The sequence below is a fragment of the Pseudomonas sp. BP11-1-1 genome, assembly GCF_052112105.1.
GTDB classification, from domain to species: Bacteria; Pseudomonadota; Gammaproteobacteria; order Pseudomonadales; family Pseudomonadaceae; genus Aquipseudomonas; species Aquipseudomonas alvandae.
On record NZ_JAUTYU010000001.1, the window covers coordinates 812235 to 830724 of the forward strand.

Consider the following 18490-nt stretch of genomic DNA (forward strand, 5'->3'; position numbering starts at 1 on the left):
GCGACAGCAAGATTGCGGCGCAGGCCAAATCGAAATCGACCTGCTTCGCGCATACCAGACCTTGCTTATCGCCTTCGGTTCAGAGAGCGGGCATTTTTCTATTCAAAAAAGAGACTTGTCTCACAGGACACGTCCGAAATCACCTCGTTGACAAAGCTCTATCAGGAACGCATCAAGCTGAGCCCGCATGAACTTTTCTTCACCCCATGGGTTAACGCGATCCGGTACAGTCCCCTCGCTCATTCAAGAAACTAAGGTTTTAGCCCGCTCTCCCGCGGGCTTTTTTTTGCCCGCGATTCATGGAGCAGGCTGCGCATCGCCCAGCACGGTCAAGCTAGGTTTGACCTTGGGCGACGCGGTCTTCAACAAGGGTTGTTCCAAGACTGCGCGCCCGTAAAAAAACATTGCCATCAGCCAACAGCTCAACCAGACGAAGATTCCCGCCCAGAACGTGTGGGACATGTAGTGCCAACCCTGTAGGACTCGCGTCGTGCCGTAGACAAATCCCAAGGCCAGCGCGCCGTACATCAGGGCTTTGGAGTGACGCCAGCGATAGCGCCGGGCAACGAAGTACAGCGCCAGCATCGTGAAACCACCGGAAGCATGGCCACCGGGCCAGCAACGACCGTCCCCCGCGACTTTCAGTAAATCGAAATTCTGGAACCACTCCTTGTGCTCGATCTTCCCCGCGTATTGGGTGGTTTCCACCGGGCAGTACACGCTGGTGTGGCCCTTGAGGTAATGGATGACGCCTGTGCTGAGGGAAAAGGCGAAGACAACATAGAGAAAATCGCGACGGTGCCTGTGGGCAAACCATAGCGGTTTGGTCAGCCGGATCTTATCCAGGACACGAAGCAGCCCTGGGCGCTTTTCCGGCCGGAACAGCGGCCAGACGAACGACAACAGCGCCCCGATAATGGCCGCCTCGCCAGTCCAGTTCGGAATGACCCTGGCCCACTTATGGGTGATTTGTTCGAACAGCCGTACATGCCCCAGCGGAAAGACTTGGTGCAGCGGGTCGTAGAAAAGATCGCTGAAGGCGATGTCGATGCGGGTCATGTCGAACAGCAGGAACACCACCGCCGCACAGACCAGGGGTATTCCGAGGTTGAGCCGGTAAAAACGAACGCGAGCAGACGTCAGCATGAGCGGTCCTAATCGTGGGAAAGGTTACTGAAACTTCATTGAGCGCCAGTCGGACGCCTCGATAAAACCCAGCAGCCGAGGAGCTTGTGGCTGGGCGACGGATACAAACAACGAAGCGCCATAGCCAAACGCCGAAACAGGTCGCCGCAGCTCGGTTTCCATCGCCTGCATGCATTCGCTGTGGGTGACCAGGATCAGGTTGCGCCCAGGCACCTTGTGGACCAGGGCATTGCGCAGCAGGTCATGGCGGCAATGGCTCAGCCAATCGTCGCCGGTGCTCACCTTGTTGAACATGTACCCAGCCGTCTGGGTCGCTCGAACCAGCGGACTGTTATAAATGTCCGCATTCTCCAGGCCGAGTTGCTCGTACCGCGCGCCGAGGCCCACTGCAACGGCGCGGGCACGGTCGGTGATTCCCGAAGGATCCCCCAGGCACACGGCCTTGGAGTGATCACATCGTTCGACGTGGCGCACCAGCACGATCATCTCCCCCTTGGCCCAGCCATCAGCCAGCGCCCGGGCGCCAACAAGATCGCCATGGGCCAGATCCGGCACCGCTGCAGGCCCCAGCAGCCAAAGGGTCAGCGGAATCACCAGCATTGCCGAAGCCAGGATCACCGCCGCGTTGCGATAGCGGACAAGCCAGCTCGTATCAATCGAGCGCGTCACGCCAAAAAGGCTCAGTCTCAGTTCCACATCAAGCCGCCCCGACGGCACCCAACCAGTCATTTCGATGGCGAGACGGTAAAGACGTAGACGTAGGCAGGCAGTGAAACCAATGTGAAAAAAAGCTTGGCGCGCTCGGCGACAACCCGGGATTGCCTATACAAAAAAAATTTTCAGATTCATGGGTGGCCGCCGATACAGCCCTGTTAAACGTTTTTGCTGGCTCTTAAAAACAACAATCTTCCAGCCAACCGATGATCAAGCAGCGCAACGTTCCTGGAGGAATTTGATGAATAGCTGGTTTGGCAACATTAGCGTCAATATGAAATTGGGCCTGGGCTTTGGCCTGGTGCTGGTACTGACTTGCGTCCTGGCCCTGACCAGTTGGACCAGCCTGGGCGGTTTGATCGACCGCAGCAATTGGATGAGCGACATCACCCAGCTCAACGCTGGCCTGACCAAACTGCGGGTCACTCGCCTGCAATACATGCTGACCAACGGTGACGAGACCGCCGCACAGAATGTGCAGACCACCCTCGATGGTTTCGTGGCGCAACAAAACGCGTTGCTCAGCAGCTTTAAAAGCCCCGAGAACGTCAAGCTGCTCAAGGAGCAGAGCGCGACCATCAGCGCCTACCAGACATCACTGAACAAAATGCGCAGTGCCTACCGCACCGGCAACAGTGCCCGGGATGTCATGGGCGCGAACGCCGAGACGGCCTACAAGCTGATCGAAAGCATCGATTCCGACGTGCAGCAGATGGCCCTCAGCGATGAGCGCTTTGCGCAATTCCAGGCCATCACCCAGGCCAAGCAGGCGTTCATGCTGGCCCGCTATGAAGTACGCGGCTACACCGCCAACAGCAATGCCGATACCGAACGCAAGGCTTTCGCCCAACTGGACGCCGCCATCGCTTCGCTCAAGCCGCTCAACGAACATTTCGCCAACGCTCGGCAGGATGAACTGCGTCAGCTGGAAACAACCTTGACCCAATACCGCAGCGCCGTGCAGGCCTTCAAGATGGCCATGGCCGATGTGGCGCAGGCGCGCAAGGAAATGACCGACCAGGGCGCGACCATCGTCTCCCTGAGCGAGCAGCTGTACCAGATCCAGCTCGACCGTCGCGACGCTGAAAGCGCCCAGGCCCGCACGCTGCAATTGGTCAGCACGTTGTTGGCTTTGTTGGTGGGCATCATCGCGGCCGTGGTCATCACCCGCCAGATCACTCGCCCGCTGCGTGAAACCCTCGCCGTGGTCGAACGCATCGCCGGTGGCAACCTGTCGCAGAACGTCATCGTCACCCGTCGCGATGAACTTGGCGTGCTGCAACAGGGCATCGCCCGCATGGGCGTGACCCTGCGCGACCTGATCAGTGGCATCCGGGACGGCGTGACCCAGATCGCCAGCGCCGCCGAAGAACTGTCGGCGGTCACCGAGCAGACCAGTGCCGGGGTCAACAGCCAGAAAGTCGAGACCGACCAGGTCGCGACCGCCATGCATGAGATGACCGCAACGGTCCAGGAAGTGGCGCGCAATGCCGAAGAAGCCTCCCAAGCAGCAGCCGCCGCCGACGGCGAAGCGCGGGCCGGTGATCAAGTGGTCAACGAAGCCATCGCCCAGATCGAACGCCTGGCCAGCGAAGTGGTGCGTTCCACTGACGCCATGAGCGTGCTGCAACAGGAAAGCGACAAGATCGGCGCAGTGATGGACGTGATCAAGGCCGTGGCCGAACAGACCAACCTGCTGGCACTCAACGCCGCCATCGAAGCCGCCCGCGCCGGTGAAGCCGGACGTGGCTTCGCGGTGGTCGCCGATGAAGTCCGCGGCCTGGCCCAGCGTACGCAGAAATCCACCGAGGAAATCGAAGGCTTGGTGGCCGGCCTGCAGAACGGCACCCAGCAAGTGGCCGCCGTGATGAACAACAGCCGCAACCTCACCGACAGCAGCGTGGCCCTGACCCGCAAGGCCGGTGTGTCACTGGAAAACATCACCCGCACGGTGTCCAACATCCAGTCGATGAACCAGCAGATCGCCGCGGCCGCCGAACAGCAAAGCGCCGTGGCCGAGGAGATCAGCCGCAGCATCATCAACGTGCGCGACGTGTCCGAACAGACCGCCGCCGCCAGCGATGAAACCGCGGCGTCCAGCGTTGAACTGGCGCGGTTGGGTGGTCAATTGCAGCAGATGGTCAGCCACTTCAGGGTTTGACGAAACGCGTTTGCCCGCTTCTTTTCTGGAGGCGGGCAAACAGCCCATGCAGCAGCATTCTTGCGCCTGTCACACACTGATCGCATTGGTAAACACCAACCGATTCCCAAACGGATCACTGATCGCCATGTCCTGGCTACCCCAGGGCATGGCCTGGATTTGTGGGTGGGCGTAGCGGTATTGCTTGGCGAGTAATTGCTGCTGGAAGGCTTCCAGCTCGTCGGTCTCGATTCGCAGCGCCGAGCCCGGCGTGCAATCACCGTGATGCTCGGACAGGTGCAATACGCAATCACCACGGGAGACTTGCAGATAAAGCGGGAAGTTGTCACCGAAGCGGTGTTGCCAGTCGACGGTAAAGCCCAGGAAGTCGACATAGAACGCCAACGCCTTGGCTTCATCGAAGATCCGCAGGATTGGAGTGATTTTACCGAAGCTCATGGGTTGCTCCCTGGCTGAAAAGACCCAGTCTAGATGGGTTGAACCCACTGCTTCGGCTTTTAATTCAGGTTCTTTAGTGTCGCAGTGCCATTATTGTGGCGCCAATTAAAGCAATCCCAAGCACCTACATGCCTTCAAACGCTACTGAACACATTGAAAACCCCGGCGCAGATCGCCTTCACGCGCCAGGAAACGCCCTTCTCTTTTGCCGTTCGCTTGTCCCTCGCGATGACTCAGGACGCCATTGACCCACACCCCATCGATGCCCTCGGCAGCCCGTTGTGGCGTGTTGAAATCAGCGACGTCGCGAACGGTTTGGGGATTGAACAAGACCAAGTCGGCCCAGTGCCCTTCACGGATTTCACCTCGCGCCTTCAGGCCGAAGCGCGCCGCTGAAAGGCCGGTCATTTTGTGCACGGCGGTGTGCAAAGGAAAAAGCCCAACGTCTCGGCTGAAATGGCCCAGCACCCTCGGAAAAGCGCCCCACAGACGAGGGTGGGGAAAAGGGTCTTCGGGTAGGCCGTCGGAGCCAACCATCGATAATGGGTGCGCGAGGATTCGTCTTACGTCGCTTTCGTCCATGCCGTAGTACACCGCACCCGCTGGCTGTAGGCGACGTGCAGCTTCGAGGAGCGACACGTCCCATTCAGCCGCGATGTCCGTCAGGTCTCGACCGCCCATGTGCGGATGCGGCGTCGACCAGGTAATGGTGATGCGATGGGCATCGGTCACTTGCTTGAGGTCCAGGGTCGAAGAACTCGCGGCGTAGGGATAACAATCGCAACCGACAGGGTGGTTTTGAGCCGCGCTTTCCAACGCGGCGAGCACCTGTGGACTACGCCCCCAATTACCGGCGCCAGCACATTTGAGGTGGGAAATGATCACCGGGCTCTGCGCATGTCGACCAATCTGGAAAGCCTCGTCCATGGCTTCGAGCACCGGTTCGAATTCGCTGCGCAGATGGGTGGCGTAGACAGCACCGAACGCTGCCAACTCCTCGCTCAGTTGCATGACTTCATCAGTGGCTGCGCAGAAGGCGTTGGCGTAAGCCAGGCCGGTGGACAGGCCCAGCGCACCGTCCTCCAGGCTTTCGCGCAGTTGCCGGCGCATGGCAGTGATTTCTCCTACCGAGGCTGTGCGCAACAAATCATCCATGTGATTGCTACGCAACGCCGTATGACCGACCAACGCGGCCACATTGACGGCCGGTGTCGCCGCTTCTACCGCACCGCGATAATCGGCAAAGCGTGGGTAAGCAAATGCCCGGGCCGGGCCGAGCAGGTTCATCGGGTCCGGCGGATCACCCCGAAGGCTGACAGGGGATGCGCTGATGCCGCAATTGCCAACGATCACCGTGGTCACGCCCTGGCTGAGCTTGGGCAGCATTTGCGGTTGGCGGATGACCACCGTGTCATCGTGGGTGTGCACATCGATGAAGCCCGGCGCCAGCACGCGGCCGGCGGCGTCGATTTCTTCCCGCGCGCGAGTTTCGCGCAACTCACCAATGCGCTCGATGCGACCGCCGTGGATCGCTACGTCGGCGCGGTAGCCGGGGATGTTGCTGCCATCGATGACCAGCGCATTGCGGATAAGTGTGTCGTACAGCATCTCAGTCTCCCAGCGGCAGGTGATCATCGCCGCCACGGTAATCGTCCAGTGCGAGTTTGACCCGCCGCAGGCGCTCTTGATTGTCTTCGGGATGGGCCAGCGCCAGCTCGGTGGCGAGCACGTCGATGGCCAGCAACATGCCGTAGCGCGCGGCCGTGGGTTTGTAGATAAAAGGGGTTTCGGCGCCTTGCAGGGGCAGCACACAATCTGCCAGTTGGGCCAGTGGCGAGTCGGCGCGGGTGATGGCCAGGATCGGGGTGCCGTAGCTGCGGGCCAGTTCAACAGCACTCAATAGCTCCGGCGTGATGCCGGTCAGGGAACAGGCGATGACCAGATGCTGGTCGCTCAACGAGCTGGCGGTGATGCGCATCATCACCGGGTCGCGGCAGGCGGCGATCGGGTAGCCAAAACGCACCAGCCGCACTTGCAACTCCTCGCCGCACAGCGCCGACCAGCCACCGAGGCCGAATGCGTGGATCATCCGTGCCTTGCCGATCATCCGCACGGCATCGCCGAATCGCGACTCTTCGAAGCCCGACAGATGCTGGCGCAACGTCGACTCGATATCGCCGACGATCTGACCATAAAAAGCCGACTGTTCCGGCGCACCGGTCGGGTCGAGAAAACGGCTGCCGACACCGCTGGCCTGGGCCAGTTGCAGGCGCAGGTCCCGCAGGTCGCGACAGCCGACGGTGCGGGCAAAGCGCGACAGCGTGGCGCTGCTGACTTCGGCGCGCAGGGCCAACTCTTCCAGGCTGGCGGAGGCGGCAAAGCCTACGTCGTCGAGCATCAGCCGGGCGATTCTTCCTTCGCCGGCGCTGAAGGAATCCTGGCGGGAGCGGATCTGGTAGAGGATGTCCATGACGGTTCCTTGCAATGTCGGTCAAAGCACACGCGCAAGCCCGAGCGTCAAGGCGAATGCGACCACTGAGATCAGCGTTTCAAGCACGGTCCAGGTCTTGAAGGTTTGCGCGACGGTCATATTGAAGTATTCCTTGATCAGCCAGAAGCCGCCGTCGTTGACGTGGGAAAAGATAACCGACCCGGCCCCGGTCGCCAGCACCAGCAACTCGGGATGGGGATAACCCAGGCCAATCGCCACAGGCGCGACGATGCCCGAGGCGGTGGTCATCGCTACCGTGGCCGAACCGGTGGCAACGCGCATCAACGCGGCGAACAACCAGCCCATGACCAGCGGTGATAATTGAAATTCCTGAGCCAGGCCGACGATTTGCTGGGTCACCCCGGCGTCCACCAAAATCCGATTCAAGCCGCCACCGGCGCCCACCAGCAAGGTGATGCTGGCGGTCGGCGCCAGGCATTCATTGGTGAACTTGAGGATCGATTCGCGATTGAAGCCCTGGGCCAGGCCGAGAGTCCAGAAGCTGAGGATGGTCGCCAGCAACAAAGCGATCACCGAGTTGCCGATGAACAGCAGGAACTGGTTGAACGCGCTGCCCGGTGTGGAGATCAGGTTGGCCCAGCCGCCGATCAGCATGAGTATCACCGGCAGCAGGATCGTCCCCAGGGTTATGCCGAAGCCTGGCAGATTGGCCCGTGGCTCGCGGTCGAGAAATTGCCGTTCCAGCGGGTTCTCAGCGGGCAGCTGGATGCGCGGCACGATGAATTTGGCGTACAGCGGGCCGGCGATGATCGCAGTGGGAATACCGATCAGGATCGCGTACAGCAAGGTCTGCCCCACCGAGGCCTGGAACGCCTGCACCGCCAGCATCGCCGCCGGATGCGGCGGCACCAGGGCATGGACCACCGATAGCCCGGCGACCATCGGCAGCCCCACCAGCAGGATCGACACGCCCACGTGCCGGGCGATGGTGAACGCGATAGGCACCAGCAGCACGAAACCGACTTCGAAGAACAGTGGCAGCCCAACCAGGAAGGCAATGCACACCATTGCCCAGTGGGCGTTGCGCTCGCCGAAGCGTTCGATCAACGTCTGCGCCATTCGCTCCGCCCCGCCGGACTCGGCCATCATCTTGCCGAGCATCGTGCCCAAGGCCACCACCAGCGCGATGTGTCCCAGGGTCTTGCCGACACCTGCCTCGTAAGCGCCCACCACACCCGAGGGCGGCATCCCGGCCAGCAGCGCCAGGCCAATGGACACCAGGGTAATCACGATGAACGGATTGAGCCGGTAGCGCGCGATCAGGACGATCAGCGCAATGATGGCGATGGCCGCGTAGACCAGTAGCCAATATCCGAAAGCAGGTGCCATGCGTGACTCCTCGAATGGGGTGACGTCGATGTGTTGTGAAACTCATAAATCATTTCGACCTGGATTTTTCAAACCGACTGAAAGTAATTTTCGCGCACAGACAAAAGATGTCGCTGACGGACATCGCGACATGGCGCTGATGAAAATCCAGCGCAAGACTTTCATCGTTCTTGTGGCGAGGGAGCTTGCTCCCGCTGGGCTGCGCAGCAGACCCAAGTTCATCAACCTAATCGACCAACGGCTGGCCGCCCCGCACTCAATTCCGTACCATCCGCACCTGTTTTTACACCGCTTCCCCGGCAGCCGACTCTCCGTCGGCGCCCAGTCAGGTAAACCATGAAACCAGCACGTCTTCGCGCCGACGCCCTCGCCGGCCTCACCACCTCTTTCGCCCTGCTCCCCGAATGCATCGCCTTCGCCCTGGTGGCCCACCTCAACCCGCTGATGGGGCTGTACGGCGCATTCATCATTTGCACGCTGACCGCGTTGTTCGGCGGTCGGCCCGGGATGGTGTCGGGCGCGGCGGGGTCGATGGCCGTGGTGATCGTCGCGCTGGTGGTCCAGCACGGTGTGCAATACCTGTTGGCGACCGTGCTGCTGGGCGGACTGATCATGATGGCGTTCGGGCTGTTGCGGCTGGGCAAGCTGGTTCGCATGGTGCCGCACCCGGTGATGCTCGGCTTCGTCAATGGCTTGGCCATCGTGATTGCGCTGGCGCAGCTGGAGCATTTCAAGCGCGACGGCGCCTGGCTGAGCGGCGCCCCGCTGTACCTGATGGCGGGCCTGGTGGCGCTGACCATGGCCATCGTCTACCTGCTGCCGCGCCTGACCCGCAGTGTGCCGCCGGCCCTGGTGGCAATCCTCGGCGTCGGCCTGGCGGTCTATCTGCTTGGCCTGCCGACCCGGACGCTGGGCGACATGGCGCACATCGCTGGCGGCTTGCCAGTTTTCGCCCTGCCGGACATTCCCTGGAACCTGGAAACCCTGCAAATCGTCGCGCCCTATGCAGTGATCATGGCGATGGTCGGTTTGCTGGAAACCCTGCTGACCCTGAACCTGACCGACGAAATTACCGAGAGTCGCGGCTATCCCGATCGTGAGTGCGTGGCGCTGGGTGCGGCCAACATGGCCTCCGGGATGCTGGGCGGCATGGGCGGTTGCGCGATGATCGGCCAGACGATGATCAACCTCAGTTCAGGCGGACGCGGGCGGTTGTCAGGTGTGGTGGCCGGGGTGATGGTGTTGCTGTTCGTGTTGTTCCTGTCGCCGCTGATCGAGCGCATTCCGCTGGCGGCGCTGGTGGGCGTGATGTTCGTCGTGTCGCAACAGACCTTCGCCTGGGCCTCGCTGCGGGTGGTCAACAAAGTACCGGCGAACGATGTGCTGGTCATCGTTGCAGTGACGATCATTACGGTATTCACCGACCTGGCCATCGCAGTGCTTTGCGGGATCATCATCGCGGCGCTCAATTTCGCCTGGCAACAAGCCCGCGAACTGTACGCCGATGCGCACCTGGAAGCGGACGGCAGCAAGCTTTATCACTTGCACGGCACGTTGTTCTTCGCCTCGACAACCCAGTTCCTCAACCAGTTCGACCCAGCCAGCGACCCAGCCCTGGTAACGGTCGATTGCCGTCACTTGCGCTTCGTCGACTACTCCGCCGTCGCCGCGCTGATGACCCTGCGCGAGCGCTACAGCAAGGCCGGCAAACATCTGCGCGTGTTCCACCTGTCCGAGCGGTGCAAGCGAATGCTCAAGCGCGCGGGTGTGCAGCACGACTAAAGCTACACCCAACAAAAACCTGTGGGAGCGGGCTTGCTCGCGAATTCGGTGTTTCAGTCGGCGAAAATGCTGCCTGATACACCGCTTTCGCGAGCAAGCCCGCTCCCACAGGTCTCATGTTTTACTGTGGATCTCTCCAGTTCCGGTGTGACTCACACCATCTCATCAAGAATCCATTCCACCACCGACGTCCGCTTCGGCGTCCAGCCGAGCAATTCACGGGCATTCGTGCCGCGCACACGACTGTTGGAGCCCAGCCCATAGTTGGCCATTTCATACCCCCACTCGGCCTCCGCCAGCGGCCAACCCTGTGGCGCATCGAGATTCAGTGCATGGGCCATCGCGGTGGTCATCTCGATAAACGAAGCTTCGCCGCTTTCAACGAAGTAGAACGTGCCGGGCCGGTTACGGGTGAGCGCCAACGTGTACAGCTCGACCACATCCTCGATGTGCACGTTGGACCAGATGTTCTGCCCATGCCCGACATGCCGCACCACGCCACTCTTACGGGCCTGCTTGAGCAGGCGCGGCAGTTGCACGCTGTCACGCTTGACACCCAGGCTGTGGCCGTAGATCAAGGTGTTGCAGATGACCGCCGAGTTCACACCGTACTTGGCCGCTTCAAGGATCAGATTGTCGATGGCGACACGTGCAGCCTTGTCGGCGGTGGGTTGCGGCAGGTTGTTTTCGTAGTAGATGTCATCGCTGGCGCGACCGCCCGAAGCATCGCCAACGATGCTCGAACCGCTGGTGTGCAGCAAAATCTTGTTCGATCCCTTGAGAGCCTCGACCAACGCCTCGGCCGCACCACGATGGTCGCTGCTGGCCGCATTGATCACCGCGTCGGCGGCACGGGCCTGTTCGGCCAGGAGCGCGCTGTCTTCCAGGGTACCGATGACCGGCGTGATGCCCAACGCGGTCAACTCGTTTGCTTGCTCGACACTGCGCACCAGGCCGGTGATGTGATGCCCGGCCCGCACGAGGCCAGTGGCAATGGAACCGCCGATAAAACCGGCGGCACCGGTGATGAATACATTCATGGATAACTCCTTGGCAAACTAAGTGATGGGACGAGTATCGAGGGCCATTCCTTGCCGAAACAGCCCACATTGCCCAAATCACTCTTGCCTTGAAGTCACGAATCAGCCCTTGAAATCTTGCGAAGCGTATTCGGCGAGCTTGCCTTGGATGAAGTCCAGGAAGCACTGGATGCGCAAGGCCAATTGGGAGTTGCGGTAGTACACCGCATTGATCGGCTGGCGATAGCCGCTATTGGAATCGACCAGCAACACCTTGAGCCGACCGGCACGAATGTCATCACGGGTCATGAAATCCGACAGGCAGGCAATGCCCTGCCCTTGCAGCGCCAGGTGACGCACCGTTTCGCCACTGGACGCGCTGATGGCCGGCTGGATCGGCCAGCGGTCGCCATGGGTGTGGCGCAGCGGCCATTGATTGAGGCCATCGTTCAGGGCAAACCCCAGCAGCGAATGTTCCGCCAGTTCAGCGACGCTCGCGGGCGTGCCATGCGCTTTCAAGTAAGTCGGACTGGCGAGGATGTGCAGCGGGCTGCAACCCAGCGAGCGGGCGTGAAGCGTCGAGTCCGTGAGGGTGCCGATGCGGATGGCGACGTCGGTGCTCTGTTCGAGCAGATCGATGATCAAATCGTTGCTGTTGAGCTCCAACTGGATGTCCGGGTAGAGCGTGCGGAACTCGTCGATGTGAGGAATGATGGCGTGGAGCATGAAAGGCGATGCGGCGTTGATCCGCAAGCGCCCGGCTGGGTTCTTCTGGCGGGACGACAAGCGCTCTTCCAGCGCGTCCATCTGGTCAAGAATGCCCTTGGCCTGCTCGAAGAAATACTTTCCCTCTTCGGTCAGGTCCATGCGCCGTGTGGTGCGGTTGATCAACGTGGTGTCTAGCTTGGCTTCCAGCCGCGACAAGGTGCGACTGACCGCCGAAGGCGTTTGCCCGACCTGCTCGGCGGCGGCGGAGATCGACCCGCATTCGATCACGCAGACGAAAATCTGCAACTCGTCGGATCTGGCTTTCACAGACATCCTCTCGGTGGAATGCACACCCAATGTGAAGGATGCTTTTGTGGCGAGGGAGCTTGCTCCCGCTGGGCGCGGAGCGACCGCTTTTGGGAGGCGCTTCGCACCTCAGCGGGAGCAAGCTCCCTCGCCACGGTTACACCTTCGTTTCAGGTGAACCCTGATACTAACGGATTACCGCGAAAGGCCGAACACCTCGGCCAAATGCCGCTCATACCGCGCCACATCTTCCTCGATGTTCGGGCGCTTCATCACGTCCACGCACAGGAACGTTGGCAGGCCGGTCATGCCGAGAAACTGGTTGGCCTTGTGGAAGGGAAAATACACGGCATCCACGCCCTTGGCTTCGAAGAAATCCGTCGGGTCATCGAAGGCTTGCTGCGGGGCGTTCCAGGTCAGCGACAACATGTATTGCTTGCCCTGCACCAAACCACCGCTGCCGTATTTTTGCGACGCATCGGAACGAGTGCGGCCGTCGCTGGCATAGAGGCTGCCATGGCCTTCAGTGAAGACTTCGTCGATGTATTTTTTCACGGTCCACGGGGCCCCCATCCACCAGCCGGGCATCTGGTAGATGATGACGTCGGCCCAGAGGAACTTGGCGACCTCTTCCTTGATGTCGTAGCCACCGTCAATGAAAGTGGTTTTCACATCAAGACCGCCACGGTCCAGGACGCTCAGTGCGGTGTCGTGAAGCGTGGCGTTGTAGCGGCCGTCGGAATGGGCGAACTGTTTACCGCCATTGAGCAGCAGGACTTTTTTCATCGGGAGCCTCATCGGTTCCAAGGCGTGGCCGCTGGGGCGTCGCCAAGTGGAAGATTAAAAATGATGGCGGCAGGGTACCGATGAGCTGCGCGCGGAATAAGCACCGCAACGACAAAACTGTTTTGATCCAGACGCACGAATAAGCGCCTGATTGTTGCCTTAGAATCCTCCGCACTTCCAATCCAGGAGCCTCCCCTGATGAGTGATTTGCACGGTTTCATCCTGCACGCCAAGACCCGCCCGGAAAAAGCCGAAGCCTTCGAAGCGTTGTTCCGCGCCTACGTCGAACCGAGTCGCGCCGAACCCGGCTGCATCGAATACCACATGCTGCGGGACCAGCAGGACCCGACGCTGTTCATCTTCTACGAAATCTGGGCCTCCCAGGCTGATCTGGACGTGCACTCGAACCTGCCGCACATGAAGCAATTCTTCGAACAACGCATGGAATACCTCGAGCGCGATTTCGAGATTCGTCGCGTCGACATGCTCAGCCGGTCCTCGGCTAACCGCTGACCAGCAGATGGCCGCCGAGCACACCGAGGCCAATGAAAAATACCCGTTTGAACAGCACGGCGCTGATCCGCTGGCGCAGCCATTGCCCGAGCCACATTCCCAGCAACGCCGGTATCAGCGCCAGCAACGATGCACTCAACTCGCCGCCGCCCAAGGCGCCTCGCCACAACAGTCCGGCCGCCAAAGCCAGTGTTGAAACGGTGAACGACAGGCCCAGGGCTTGTACCAGCTCATCTCTGTTCAAGCCCAACGCCTGGAGATACGGCACCGCCGGAATGACGAACACACCGGTGGCTGACGTGATCACACCGGTGAGCAACCCGCAAAGCGGAGCAAGCCAGCCCTCCTGCTCGGCACCGACCCGCAACGTCGGTAAAAACAATCCGCTCAATGCGTACACCATCAGCGCGGCGCCCAGTCCCCTTATCGCCCAGGCCCCTCCCACCATGCCGATCCACAGCGTACCGAATCCGGTGCCAATGAAAATCGCCAGCAGCAACGGCCACAGGCGCAGGACAAGCTCCCGTAAATGCCCGCCAAACGCCAATTGCCAGACGTTGGTCAGGGTCGCCGGAATGATCAGCAACGCCGCAGCCTGCGTCGGAGCCATAGCCAACCCGAGCAAGCCCATGGCGATCGTCGGCAGGCCGAGGCCGATCACGCCCTTGATCGTGCCGGCCAGCAGGAAGGTACCGATGACCAGAAGGGAAAGGGCCGGGCCGAGGTTTTGGTAGAACGCGATGAGGGTGTCCATGGGGTTATCGTGCGCCCAGGGCCTTGGTTTGGAAATGTGTCATACACTGAGGGTACCTCTCTTTCAGCAAGAGGCTGAGACTCTGTTGACGCTCCTGGCGCCTTCGCGAGCAGGCTCGCTTCCACAGTTGAAATGCAATTCCTTGTGGGAGCGAGCCTGCTCGCGAAGACGGCATACCAAACACCGCAAAACTTGAGACAGGCCCTCATGCACTTCGACCTCACCGACCTGCGCCTCTACCTGAATATCCTCGACGCCGGCAATATCACCGCCGGTGCAGCCCGCAGCCATTTGTCCCTGGCCGCGGCAAGCGCTCGAGTCCGCACCATGGAGGCGTCCCTGGGCATCGATTTGCTCGAACGCGGGCGACGTGGCGTGACCCCGACACCGGCCGGCAAAGCCCTGGCCCAGCATGCCCGAATCCTTTTGCAGCACACCGAACATCTGCAACAAGACCTGGCCGAATACGCCAGAGGCGTCAAGGGCCGGGTGCGACTGCTGTGCAACACCAGCGCCATGACCGAGTACCTGCCGGAACCGCTGGCCGATTTTCTCAAGACCCATCCGAACCTGGATATCGACTTGCAGGAACTGCCCAGTTCACGCATCACCCATGCCCTGCGCCAAGGCGCGGCGGATCTCGGGATTATTTCCGACGCCGTTGACACCGATGGCCTACAGGCCTGGCCTTTTCGCGACGACCCGCTGGTATTGATCCTACCGGCCGGACACCCACTGGCTGACAACCGAGCCGTGCGTTTCAGCGAGACCTTCGGGCACGACTATGTCGGCCTGAACGCCTCCAGTGCCCTGGCGATCCACCTGGAAGAACAGGCCCTGCACATCGGCTCACGCATGCAGATCCGCATTCGCGCCGACGGTTTCGACGGGGTGATTCGCATGGTTGCGCACGGTGCGGGCATCGCCATCGTGCCGAAGGCGGCCATCGACCGGCGCCCGCCCGAGCCTGGGTATCACTGTGTCCCGCTGCAAGAGGCATGGGCCCACCGGGCGTTGCTGCTCTGCGCCCGCAACTTCGAAGCTTTGCCTGCCTATGCCAAGACCCTGGCTCGGCACCTGGCTGATTGATGCGCGCTTCTGGACAGCCCGGTGTCGAGCACAGGCATCTGCCTACTCTTGCTCCGCGCTAGGGTGCAGGTTCTTTCTTGCCCCTTTTCCGGAGCTCACATGACCGCACCCATCACCGTCCTGCGCGACACCCATCCGCTGCCCGTACTCGACGCCTGCAAATGGGAAAAGCTTGAAGGCGATCCGCATACCGTCAACCTCAACGCCTACACCAGCGAGGACGGCAGCAAGATCATGGGTACCTGGATCTGCACGCCCGGCAAATGGCGTGTGGATTACGTGAAGTGGGAATACTGCCATTTCCAGGAAGGCTACTGCGTGATCACCCCGGACGGCATGGCACCGATCCATCTGCGGGCCGGTGACATCTTCGTCGTCGAGCCGGGCATGAAAGGTACTTGGGAAGTGGTCGAGACCGTGCGCAAATATTTCGTGTTTGCCTGAGACAAAAAACCGAGAGACCACCCGACATGGTCTCTCGGAAAACAACTTCTGGAATGCATAACCCTGTGGCGAGGGGATTTATCCCCGCTGGGCTGCGAAGCAGCCCTGAAATCTGACGCCTCGGTGTGCCAGATGAATAGTACTGACTGTTTTGGGGCCGCCTCGCGACCCAACGGGGCGGTGCGACGTTTCGCTAAATCCCCTCGCCACAAAAGCTTCAGAACACCGCAGGTTTTACTGCGGCTTGCGATAGCTGTTCACAATTGCCGAGAAGTCCTGGCCACCCTCGCCCCGCTGGCTCATCGCCTGATACAGCTGCTGCGCCACCGCCCCCAATATCACCGGCTGACGAGCCTGACGCGCCGCTTCGGTGGCGAGGCCCAGGTCCTTGAGCATCAAGTCCGCGCCGAAACCGCCGGTATAGCCACGGGATGCCGGCGCCGTTTCGATCACGCCGGGCCAAGGGTTGTAGGTATCAGAGCTCCAGCATCGCCCGGTTGAACTATTGATGATGCCGGCCAGCACCTGGGTGTCGATCCCCAAGGCATCGCCCAAGGCCATGGCCTCACTGACACCAACCATGGAAATCCCCAGCAGCAGGTTGTTGCAAATCTTGGCGATCTGCCCGGTGCCGACTTCGCCGCAGTGCACGATGTTGCGGCCCATTTGCGCCAGCACCGGTTGCAGGGTGGCGAACAGCTCGTCCGTAGCGCCAACCATGAAGGTCAGCGTGCCCGCCGCCGCGCCGCCGGTACCGCCCGAAACAGGCGCATCGGCCATCGCCACCCCTTGCTTCGCCGCGGCAGCCGCGACGTCGCGGGCGGTCTGGGGGTCGATGGTGCTGCAATCCACAGCCGGCGTACCGGCGGCGATGCCGGCAAGCACACCGTCCTCGCCCAGCCAGACGCTGCGCACATGGGCAGCGGCGGGCAACATGGTAATCACCAGCGCCGCGCCCTGGGCCGCGTCGCGGGGCGAGGCGCTGGTGGTGCCGCCCAACGCCGCCAGTTCAGCCAGCACCGCCTGGTTCAAGTCGAACAGGTTCAGCGAATGGCCGGCCTTGAGCAGGTTGCGCGCCATGGGTGCGCCCATGTTGCCCAGGCCGATAAATGCAATGTTCATGTCCGGCTCCTCAACGCAGATTGATGGTGGTGTTCACACCGTCATTGACGCTGTCGTCGTCGAACCAGCGCGCGGTCACGGTCTTGGTCTGAGTGTAGAACTGCACCACTTGTTTGCCGTAAGGGCCGAGGTCGCCGAGTTTCGAACCACGGGAACCGGTGAAACTGAAGAACGGTACCGGCACCGGGATCGGGATGTTGATACCCACCTGCCCGACGTCGATTTCGCTCTGGAATTTGCGCGCCGCCGCACCGCTCTGGGTAAACAGGCCGGTGCCGTTGCCGAATGGGTTGGCGTTGACCAAGGCGATGGCCTGGTCGAGGGTGTCGACTTCCAGCACCACCAGCACCGGGCCGAAGATCTCTTCGGTGTAGATGCGCATATCAGTCGTCACGCCGGAAAACAGGGTCGGGCCGACAAAATTGCCCTGCTCGAAGCCCGGCACGCTGATGCCACGGCCATCGAGTTCCAGCTTCGCGCCTTGCTGCACGCCACTTTCGATCAACTCAAGGATTCGCGCCTTGGCCCGCTTGGAAATCACCGGCCCAACGTCCGTGCCAGGCTCGCTGCCGGCGTTGACCTTGAGTTTCTGTGCCAGGGCCTTGAGCTCCGGCAACCATTGCTTGGCTGCGCCCACCATCACCACCACGGAGGTGGCCATGCAACGTTGCCCCGCCGCGCCGAAACCCGCACCGACCAAGGCGTTGAGGGTCTGCTCACGATTGGCATCAGGCAACACCACCGCGTGGTTCTTGGCACCCATCATCGATTGCACGCGCTTGCCGTGGCGGCCTGCCAAGTCATAAACATGGGTACCGACCGCCGTCGAACCGACAAAGGAAACGGCCTTGATGTCCTTGTGGGTGCAGAGCGCATCCACCACATCCTTGCCGCCGTGCACCACGTTGAGGACACCCGTCGGCACGCCGGCCTCGATGGCCAGTTCTACCAGGAGCATGGTCGACAGCGGATCCTGCTCCGACGGCTTGAGAACAAAGGTGTTGCCGCAGGCGATAGCCATCGGGAACATCCACAGCGGGATCATCGCCGGGAAGTTGAACGGCGTGATGCCGGCGCACACACCGATCGGTTGGCGTAGCGTGTAGGTGTCAACGCCACCGGCGACGTTTTCGGCAAACTCGCCCATCTGCAAGGTGCCGATGGAACAGGCATGCTCGACCACTTCCAGGCCACGGAAAATATCGCCCTCGGCGTCGGCGATGGTCTTGCCCTGTTCGGCGCTGAGCACCGCGGCGATGCGCTTGGAATGCTCGCGAATCAATGCCTGGAGCTTCAGCATGATGCGCATCCGCGCACCGATGGGCGTCAGTTTCCAGGTCTGGAAAGCACGCTGGGCGGCGGCGATGGCGGCATCGACTTCCGAGGCTGTGGCGAACGGAACCTTCGCCAATACCTGCTGGGTGGCCGGGTTGACGATGTCATGCCATTCGTTGGATTGGGATTCAACCCATTCGCCATCGATCAACAGTCTGACGGTTTGCAGGGCAGTGTCGCTGGGCGTAAGGGAAACGTTCATGCTGGCCTCCGGGATTGTTCTTATAAGAGAGCGCTGGTTCAGCAACGGCCAAGGTGAACGGACACCTTGGTGATAAGACGGTTTTTGGAGTATAGATGTGCAAACTTCTAATAAGAACGCACATAAAGTC

Annotated in this window: 17 protein-coding genes and 2 pseudogenes; 7 read left to right on the forward strand and 12 right to left on the reverse strand. The window is 61.1% G+C overall.

Translation table 11 applies throughout. The features are described 5' to 3' along the window. Positions 1-297: 297 nt before the first annotated feature. Both Q7C33_RS03510 and Q7C33_RS03515 read right to left on the reverse strand, forming a co-directional pair. Complete coding sequence (locus Q7C33_RS03510) at positions 298-1146, reverse strand: phosphatase PAP2 family protein (protein ID WP_030139733.1); 849 nt, start codon at positions 1144-1146, stop codon at positions 298-300. 24 nt (positions 1147-1170) lie between these two features. Continuing rightward, positions 1171-1842: a histidine phosphatase family protein gene (locus tag Q7C33_RS03515; protein ID WP_407682833.1), complete on the reverse strand. Its 672-nt coding sequence runs from the start codon at positions 1840-1842 to the stop codon at positions 1171-1173. 292 nt (positions 1843-2134) lie between these two features. Between Q7C33_RS03515 and Q7C33_RS03520 the strand changes: the two are divergent. Then, positions 2135-3115, forward strand: a pseudogene (locus Q7C33_RS03520) (methyl-accepting chemotaxis protein); the annotation flags it as partial. Between the two features lie 309 nt (positions 3116-3424). Then, positions 3425-4021 (forward strand): annotated as a pseudogene (locus Q7C33_RS03525) (methyl-accepting chemotaxis protein); the annotation flags it as partial. A gap of 69 nt (positions 4022-4090) precedes the next feature. Here Q7C33_RS03525 and Q7C33_RS03530 read toward each other — a convergent pair. The 4 genes from Q7C33_RS03530 to Q7C33_RS03545 form a co-directional block, all read right to left on the reverse strand. Then, positions 4091-4459: a glyoxalase superfamily protein gene (locus tag Q7C33_RS03530; RefSeq protein WP_030139730.1), complete on the reverse strand. Its 369-nt coding sequence runs from the start codon at positions 4457-4459 to the stop codon at positions 4091-4093. A 141-nt stretch (positions 4460-4600) separates the two neighbouring features. After that, positions 4601-6067: an N-acyl-D-amino-acid deacylase family protein gene (locus tag Q7C33_RS03535; protein ID WP_407682857.1), complete on the reverse strand. Its 1467-nt coding sequence runs from the start codon at positions 6065-6067 to the stop codon at positions 4601-4603. Position 6068: 1 nt separating this feature from the next. Then, a complete protein-coding gene (locus tag Q7C33_RS03540) occupies positions 6069-6929 on the reverse strand; it encodes a MurR/RpiR family transcriptional regulator (protein WP_407682834.1) in 861 nt (286 codons plus the stop codon). 21 nt (positions 6930-6950) lie between these two features. Then, entirely contained in the window at positions 6951-8300 is a 1350-nt protein-coding gene (locus Q7C33_RS03545) for a GntT/GntP/DsdX family permease (RefSeq protein ID WP_407682835.1), read from the reverse strand. Between Q7C33_RS03545 and Q7C33_RS03550 the strand changes: the two genes are divergently transcribed. Next, complete coding sequence (locus Q7C33_RS03550) at positions 8299-8640, forward strand: hypothetical protein (protein ID WP_407682836.1); 342 nt, start codon at positions 8299-8301, stop codon at positions 8638-8640. The two genes, Q7C33_RS03545 and Q7C33_RS03550, sit on opposite strands and share 2 nt — an antisense overlap. Then, complete coding sequence (locus Q7C33_RS03555; RefSeq protein WP_323154035.1) at positions 8637-10082, forward strand: SulP family inorganic anion transporter; 1446 nt, start codon at positions 8637-8639, stop codon at positions 10080-10082. Before Q7C33_RS03550 ends, Q7C33_RS03555 begins: the two co-directional genes overlap by 4 nt. 152 nt (positions 10083-10234) lie before the next feature. Here Q7C33_RS03555 and Q7C33_RS03560 read toward each other — a convergent pair whose 3' ends face one another. From Q7C33_RS03560 to Q7C33_RS03570, 3 genes are all read right to left on the reverse strand, one after another. Next, positions 10235-11122 (reverse strand): NAD-dependent epimerase/dehydratase family protein, encoded by an 888-nt coding sequence (locus Q7C33_RS03560; protein WP_407682837.1) that lies wholly within the window; start codon positions 11120-11122, stop codon positions 10235-10237. Between the two features lie 102 nt (positions 11123-11224). Beyond that, positions 11225-12136 carry a LysR substrate-binding domain-containing protein gene (locus tag Q7C33_RS03565; RefSeq protein ID WP_407682838.1) on the reverse strand — a complete coding sequence of 304 codons (912 nt, stop codon included), beginning with the start codon at positions 12134-12136 and terminating at the stop codon, positions 11225-11227. A 174-nt stretch (positions 12137-12310) separates the two neighbouring features. Continuing rightward, the gene (locus tag Q7C33_RS03570; protein WP_030139723.1) at positions 12311-12901 is read right to left on the reverse strand and encodes an NAD(P)H-dependent oxidoreductase; all 591 of its coding nucleotides are present in this window, start codon (positions 12899-12901) and stop codon (positions 12311-12313) included. Positions 12902-13099: 198 nt separating this feature from the next. Between Q7C33_RS03570 and Q7C33_RS03575 the strand changes: the two genes are divergently transcribed. Then, a complete protein-coding gene (locus tag Q7C33_RS03575; protein ID WP_249876250.1) occupies positions 13100-13414 on the forward strand; it encodes a putative quinol monooxygenase in 315 nt (104 codons plus the stop codon). Here Q7C33_RS03575 and Q7C33_RS03580 read toward each other — a convergent pair. Next, the gene (locus Q7C33_RS03580; protein WP_407682839.1) at positions 13404-14168 is read right to left on the reverse strand and encodes a sulfite exporter TauE/SafE family protein; all 765 of its coding nucleotides are present in this window, start codon (positions 14166-14168) and stop codon (positions 13404-13406) included. The genes Q7C33_RS03575 and Q7C33_RS03580 overlap by 11 nt on opposite strands. Before the next feature lie 207 nt (positions 14169-14375). Between Q7C33_RS03580 and Q7C33_RS03585 the strand changes: the two genes are divergently transcribed. Together Q7C33_RS03585 and Q7C33_RS03590 are read left to right on the forward strand one after the other, a co-directional pair. After that, positions 14376-15257, forward strand: a complete 882-nt coding sequence (locus tag Q7C33_RS03585) for a LysR substrate-binding domain-containing protein (protein ID WP_202334978.1) — start codon at positions 14376-14378, stop codon at positions 15255-15257. 99 nt (positions 15258-15356) lie between these two features. Continuing rightward, positions 15357-15701, forward strand: a complete 345-nt coding sequence (locus Q7C33_RS03590; RefSeq protein WP_003177747.1) for a cupin domain-containing protein — start codon at positions 15357-15359, stop codon at positions 15699-15701. Positions 15702-15935: 234 nt separating this feature from the next. Here the strand turns inward: Q7C33_RS03590 and mmsB are convergent, their stop codons facing one another. Both mmsB and Q7C33_RS03600 read right to left on the reverse strand, forming a co-directional pair. Beyond that, positions 15936-16823 carry a 3-hydroxyisobutyrate dehydrogenase gene (gene mmsB / locus Q7C33_RS03595; RefSeq protein ID WP_407682840.1) on the reverse strand — a complete coding sequence of 296 codons (888 nt, stop codon included), beginning with the start codon at positions 16821-16823 and terminating at the stop codon, positions 15936-15938. Positions 16824-16833: 10 nt separating this feature from the next. Beyond that, the gene (locus Q7C33_RS03600; protein ID WP_407682841.1) at positions 16834-18360 is read right to left on the reverse strand and encodes a CoA-acylating methylmalonate-semialdehyde dehydrogenase; all 1527 of its coding nucleotides are present in this window, start codon (positions 18358-18360) and stop codon (positions 16834-16836) included. Between the last annotated feature and the right edge of the window lie 130 nt (positions 18361-18490).

Bases quoted from the DNA above. Each gene is read 5' to 3' on its own strand.
- Q7C33_RS03510 (WP_030139733.1), bottom strand. From the start codon at position 1,146: ATGCTGACGTCTGCTCGCGTTCGTTTTTACCGGCTCAACCTCGGAATA.
- Q7C33_RS03530 (WP_030139730.1), bottom strand. From the start codon at position 4,459: ATGAGCTTCGGTAAAATCACTCCAATCCTGCGGATCTTCGATGAAGCC.
- Q7C33_RS03535 (WP_407682857.1), bottom strand. From the start codon at position 6,067: ATGCTGTACGACACACTTATCCGCAATGCGCTGGTCATCGATGGCAGC.
- Q7C33_RS03540 (WP_407682834.1), bottom strand. From the start codon at position 6,929: ATGGACATCCTCTACCAGATCCGCTCCCGCCAGGATTCCTTCAGCGCC.
- Q7C33_RS03550 (WP_407682836.1), top strand. From the start codon at position 8,299: ATGCGTGACTCCTCGAATGGGGTGACGTCGATGTGTTGTGAAACTCAT.
- Q7C33_RS03545 (WP_407682835.1), bottom strand. From the start codon at position 8,300: ATGGCACCTGCTTTCGGATATTGGCTACTGGTCTACGCGGCCATCGCC.
- Q7C33_RS03555 (WP_323154035.1), top strand. From the start codon at position 8,637: ATGAAACCAGCACGTCTTCGCGCCGACGCCCTCGCCGGCCTCACCACC.
- Q7C33_RS03560 (WP_407682837.1), bottom strand. From the start codon at position 11,122: ATGAATGTATTCATCACCGGTGCCGCCGGTTTTATCGGCGGTTCCATT.
- Q7C33_RS03570 (WP_030139723.1), bottom strand. From the start codon at position 12,901: ATGAAAAAAGTCCTGCTGCTCAATGGCGGTAAACAGTTCGCCCATTCC.
- Q7C33_RS03575 (WP_249876250.1), top strand. From the start codon at position 13,100: ATGAGTGATTTGCACGGTTTCATCCTGCACGCCAAGACCCGCCCGGAA.
- Q7C33_RS03580 (WP_407682839.1), bottom strand. From the start codon at position 14,168: ATGGACACCCTCATCGCGTTCTACCAAAACCTCGGCCCGGCCCTTTCC.
- Q7C33_RS03585 (WP_202334978.1), top strand. From the start codon at position 14,376: ATGCACTTCGACCTCACCGACCTGCGCCTCTACCTGAATATCCTCGAC.
- Q7C33_RS03590 (WP_003177747.1), top strand. From the start codon at position 15,357: ATGACCGCACCCATCACCGTCCTGCGCGACACCCATCCGCTGCCCGTA.
- mmsB (WP_407682840.1), bottom strand. From the start codon at position 16,823: ATGAACATTGCATTTATCGGCCTGGGCAACATGGGCGCACCCATGGCG.
- Q7C33_RS03600 (WP_407682841.1), bottom strand. From the start codon at position 18,360: ATGAACGTTTCCCTTACGCCCAGCGACACTGCCCTGCAAACCGTCAGA.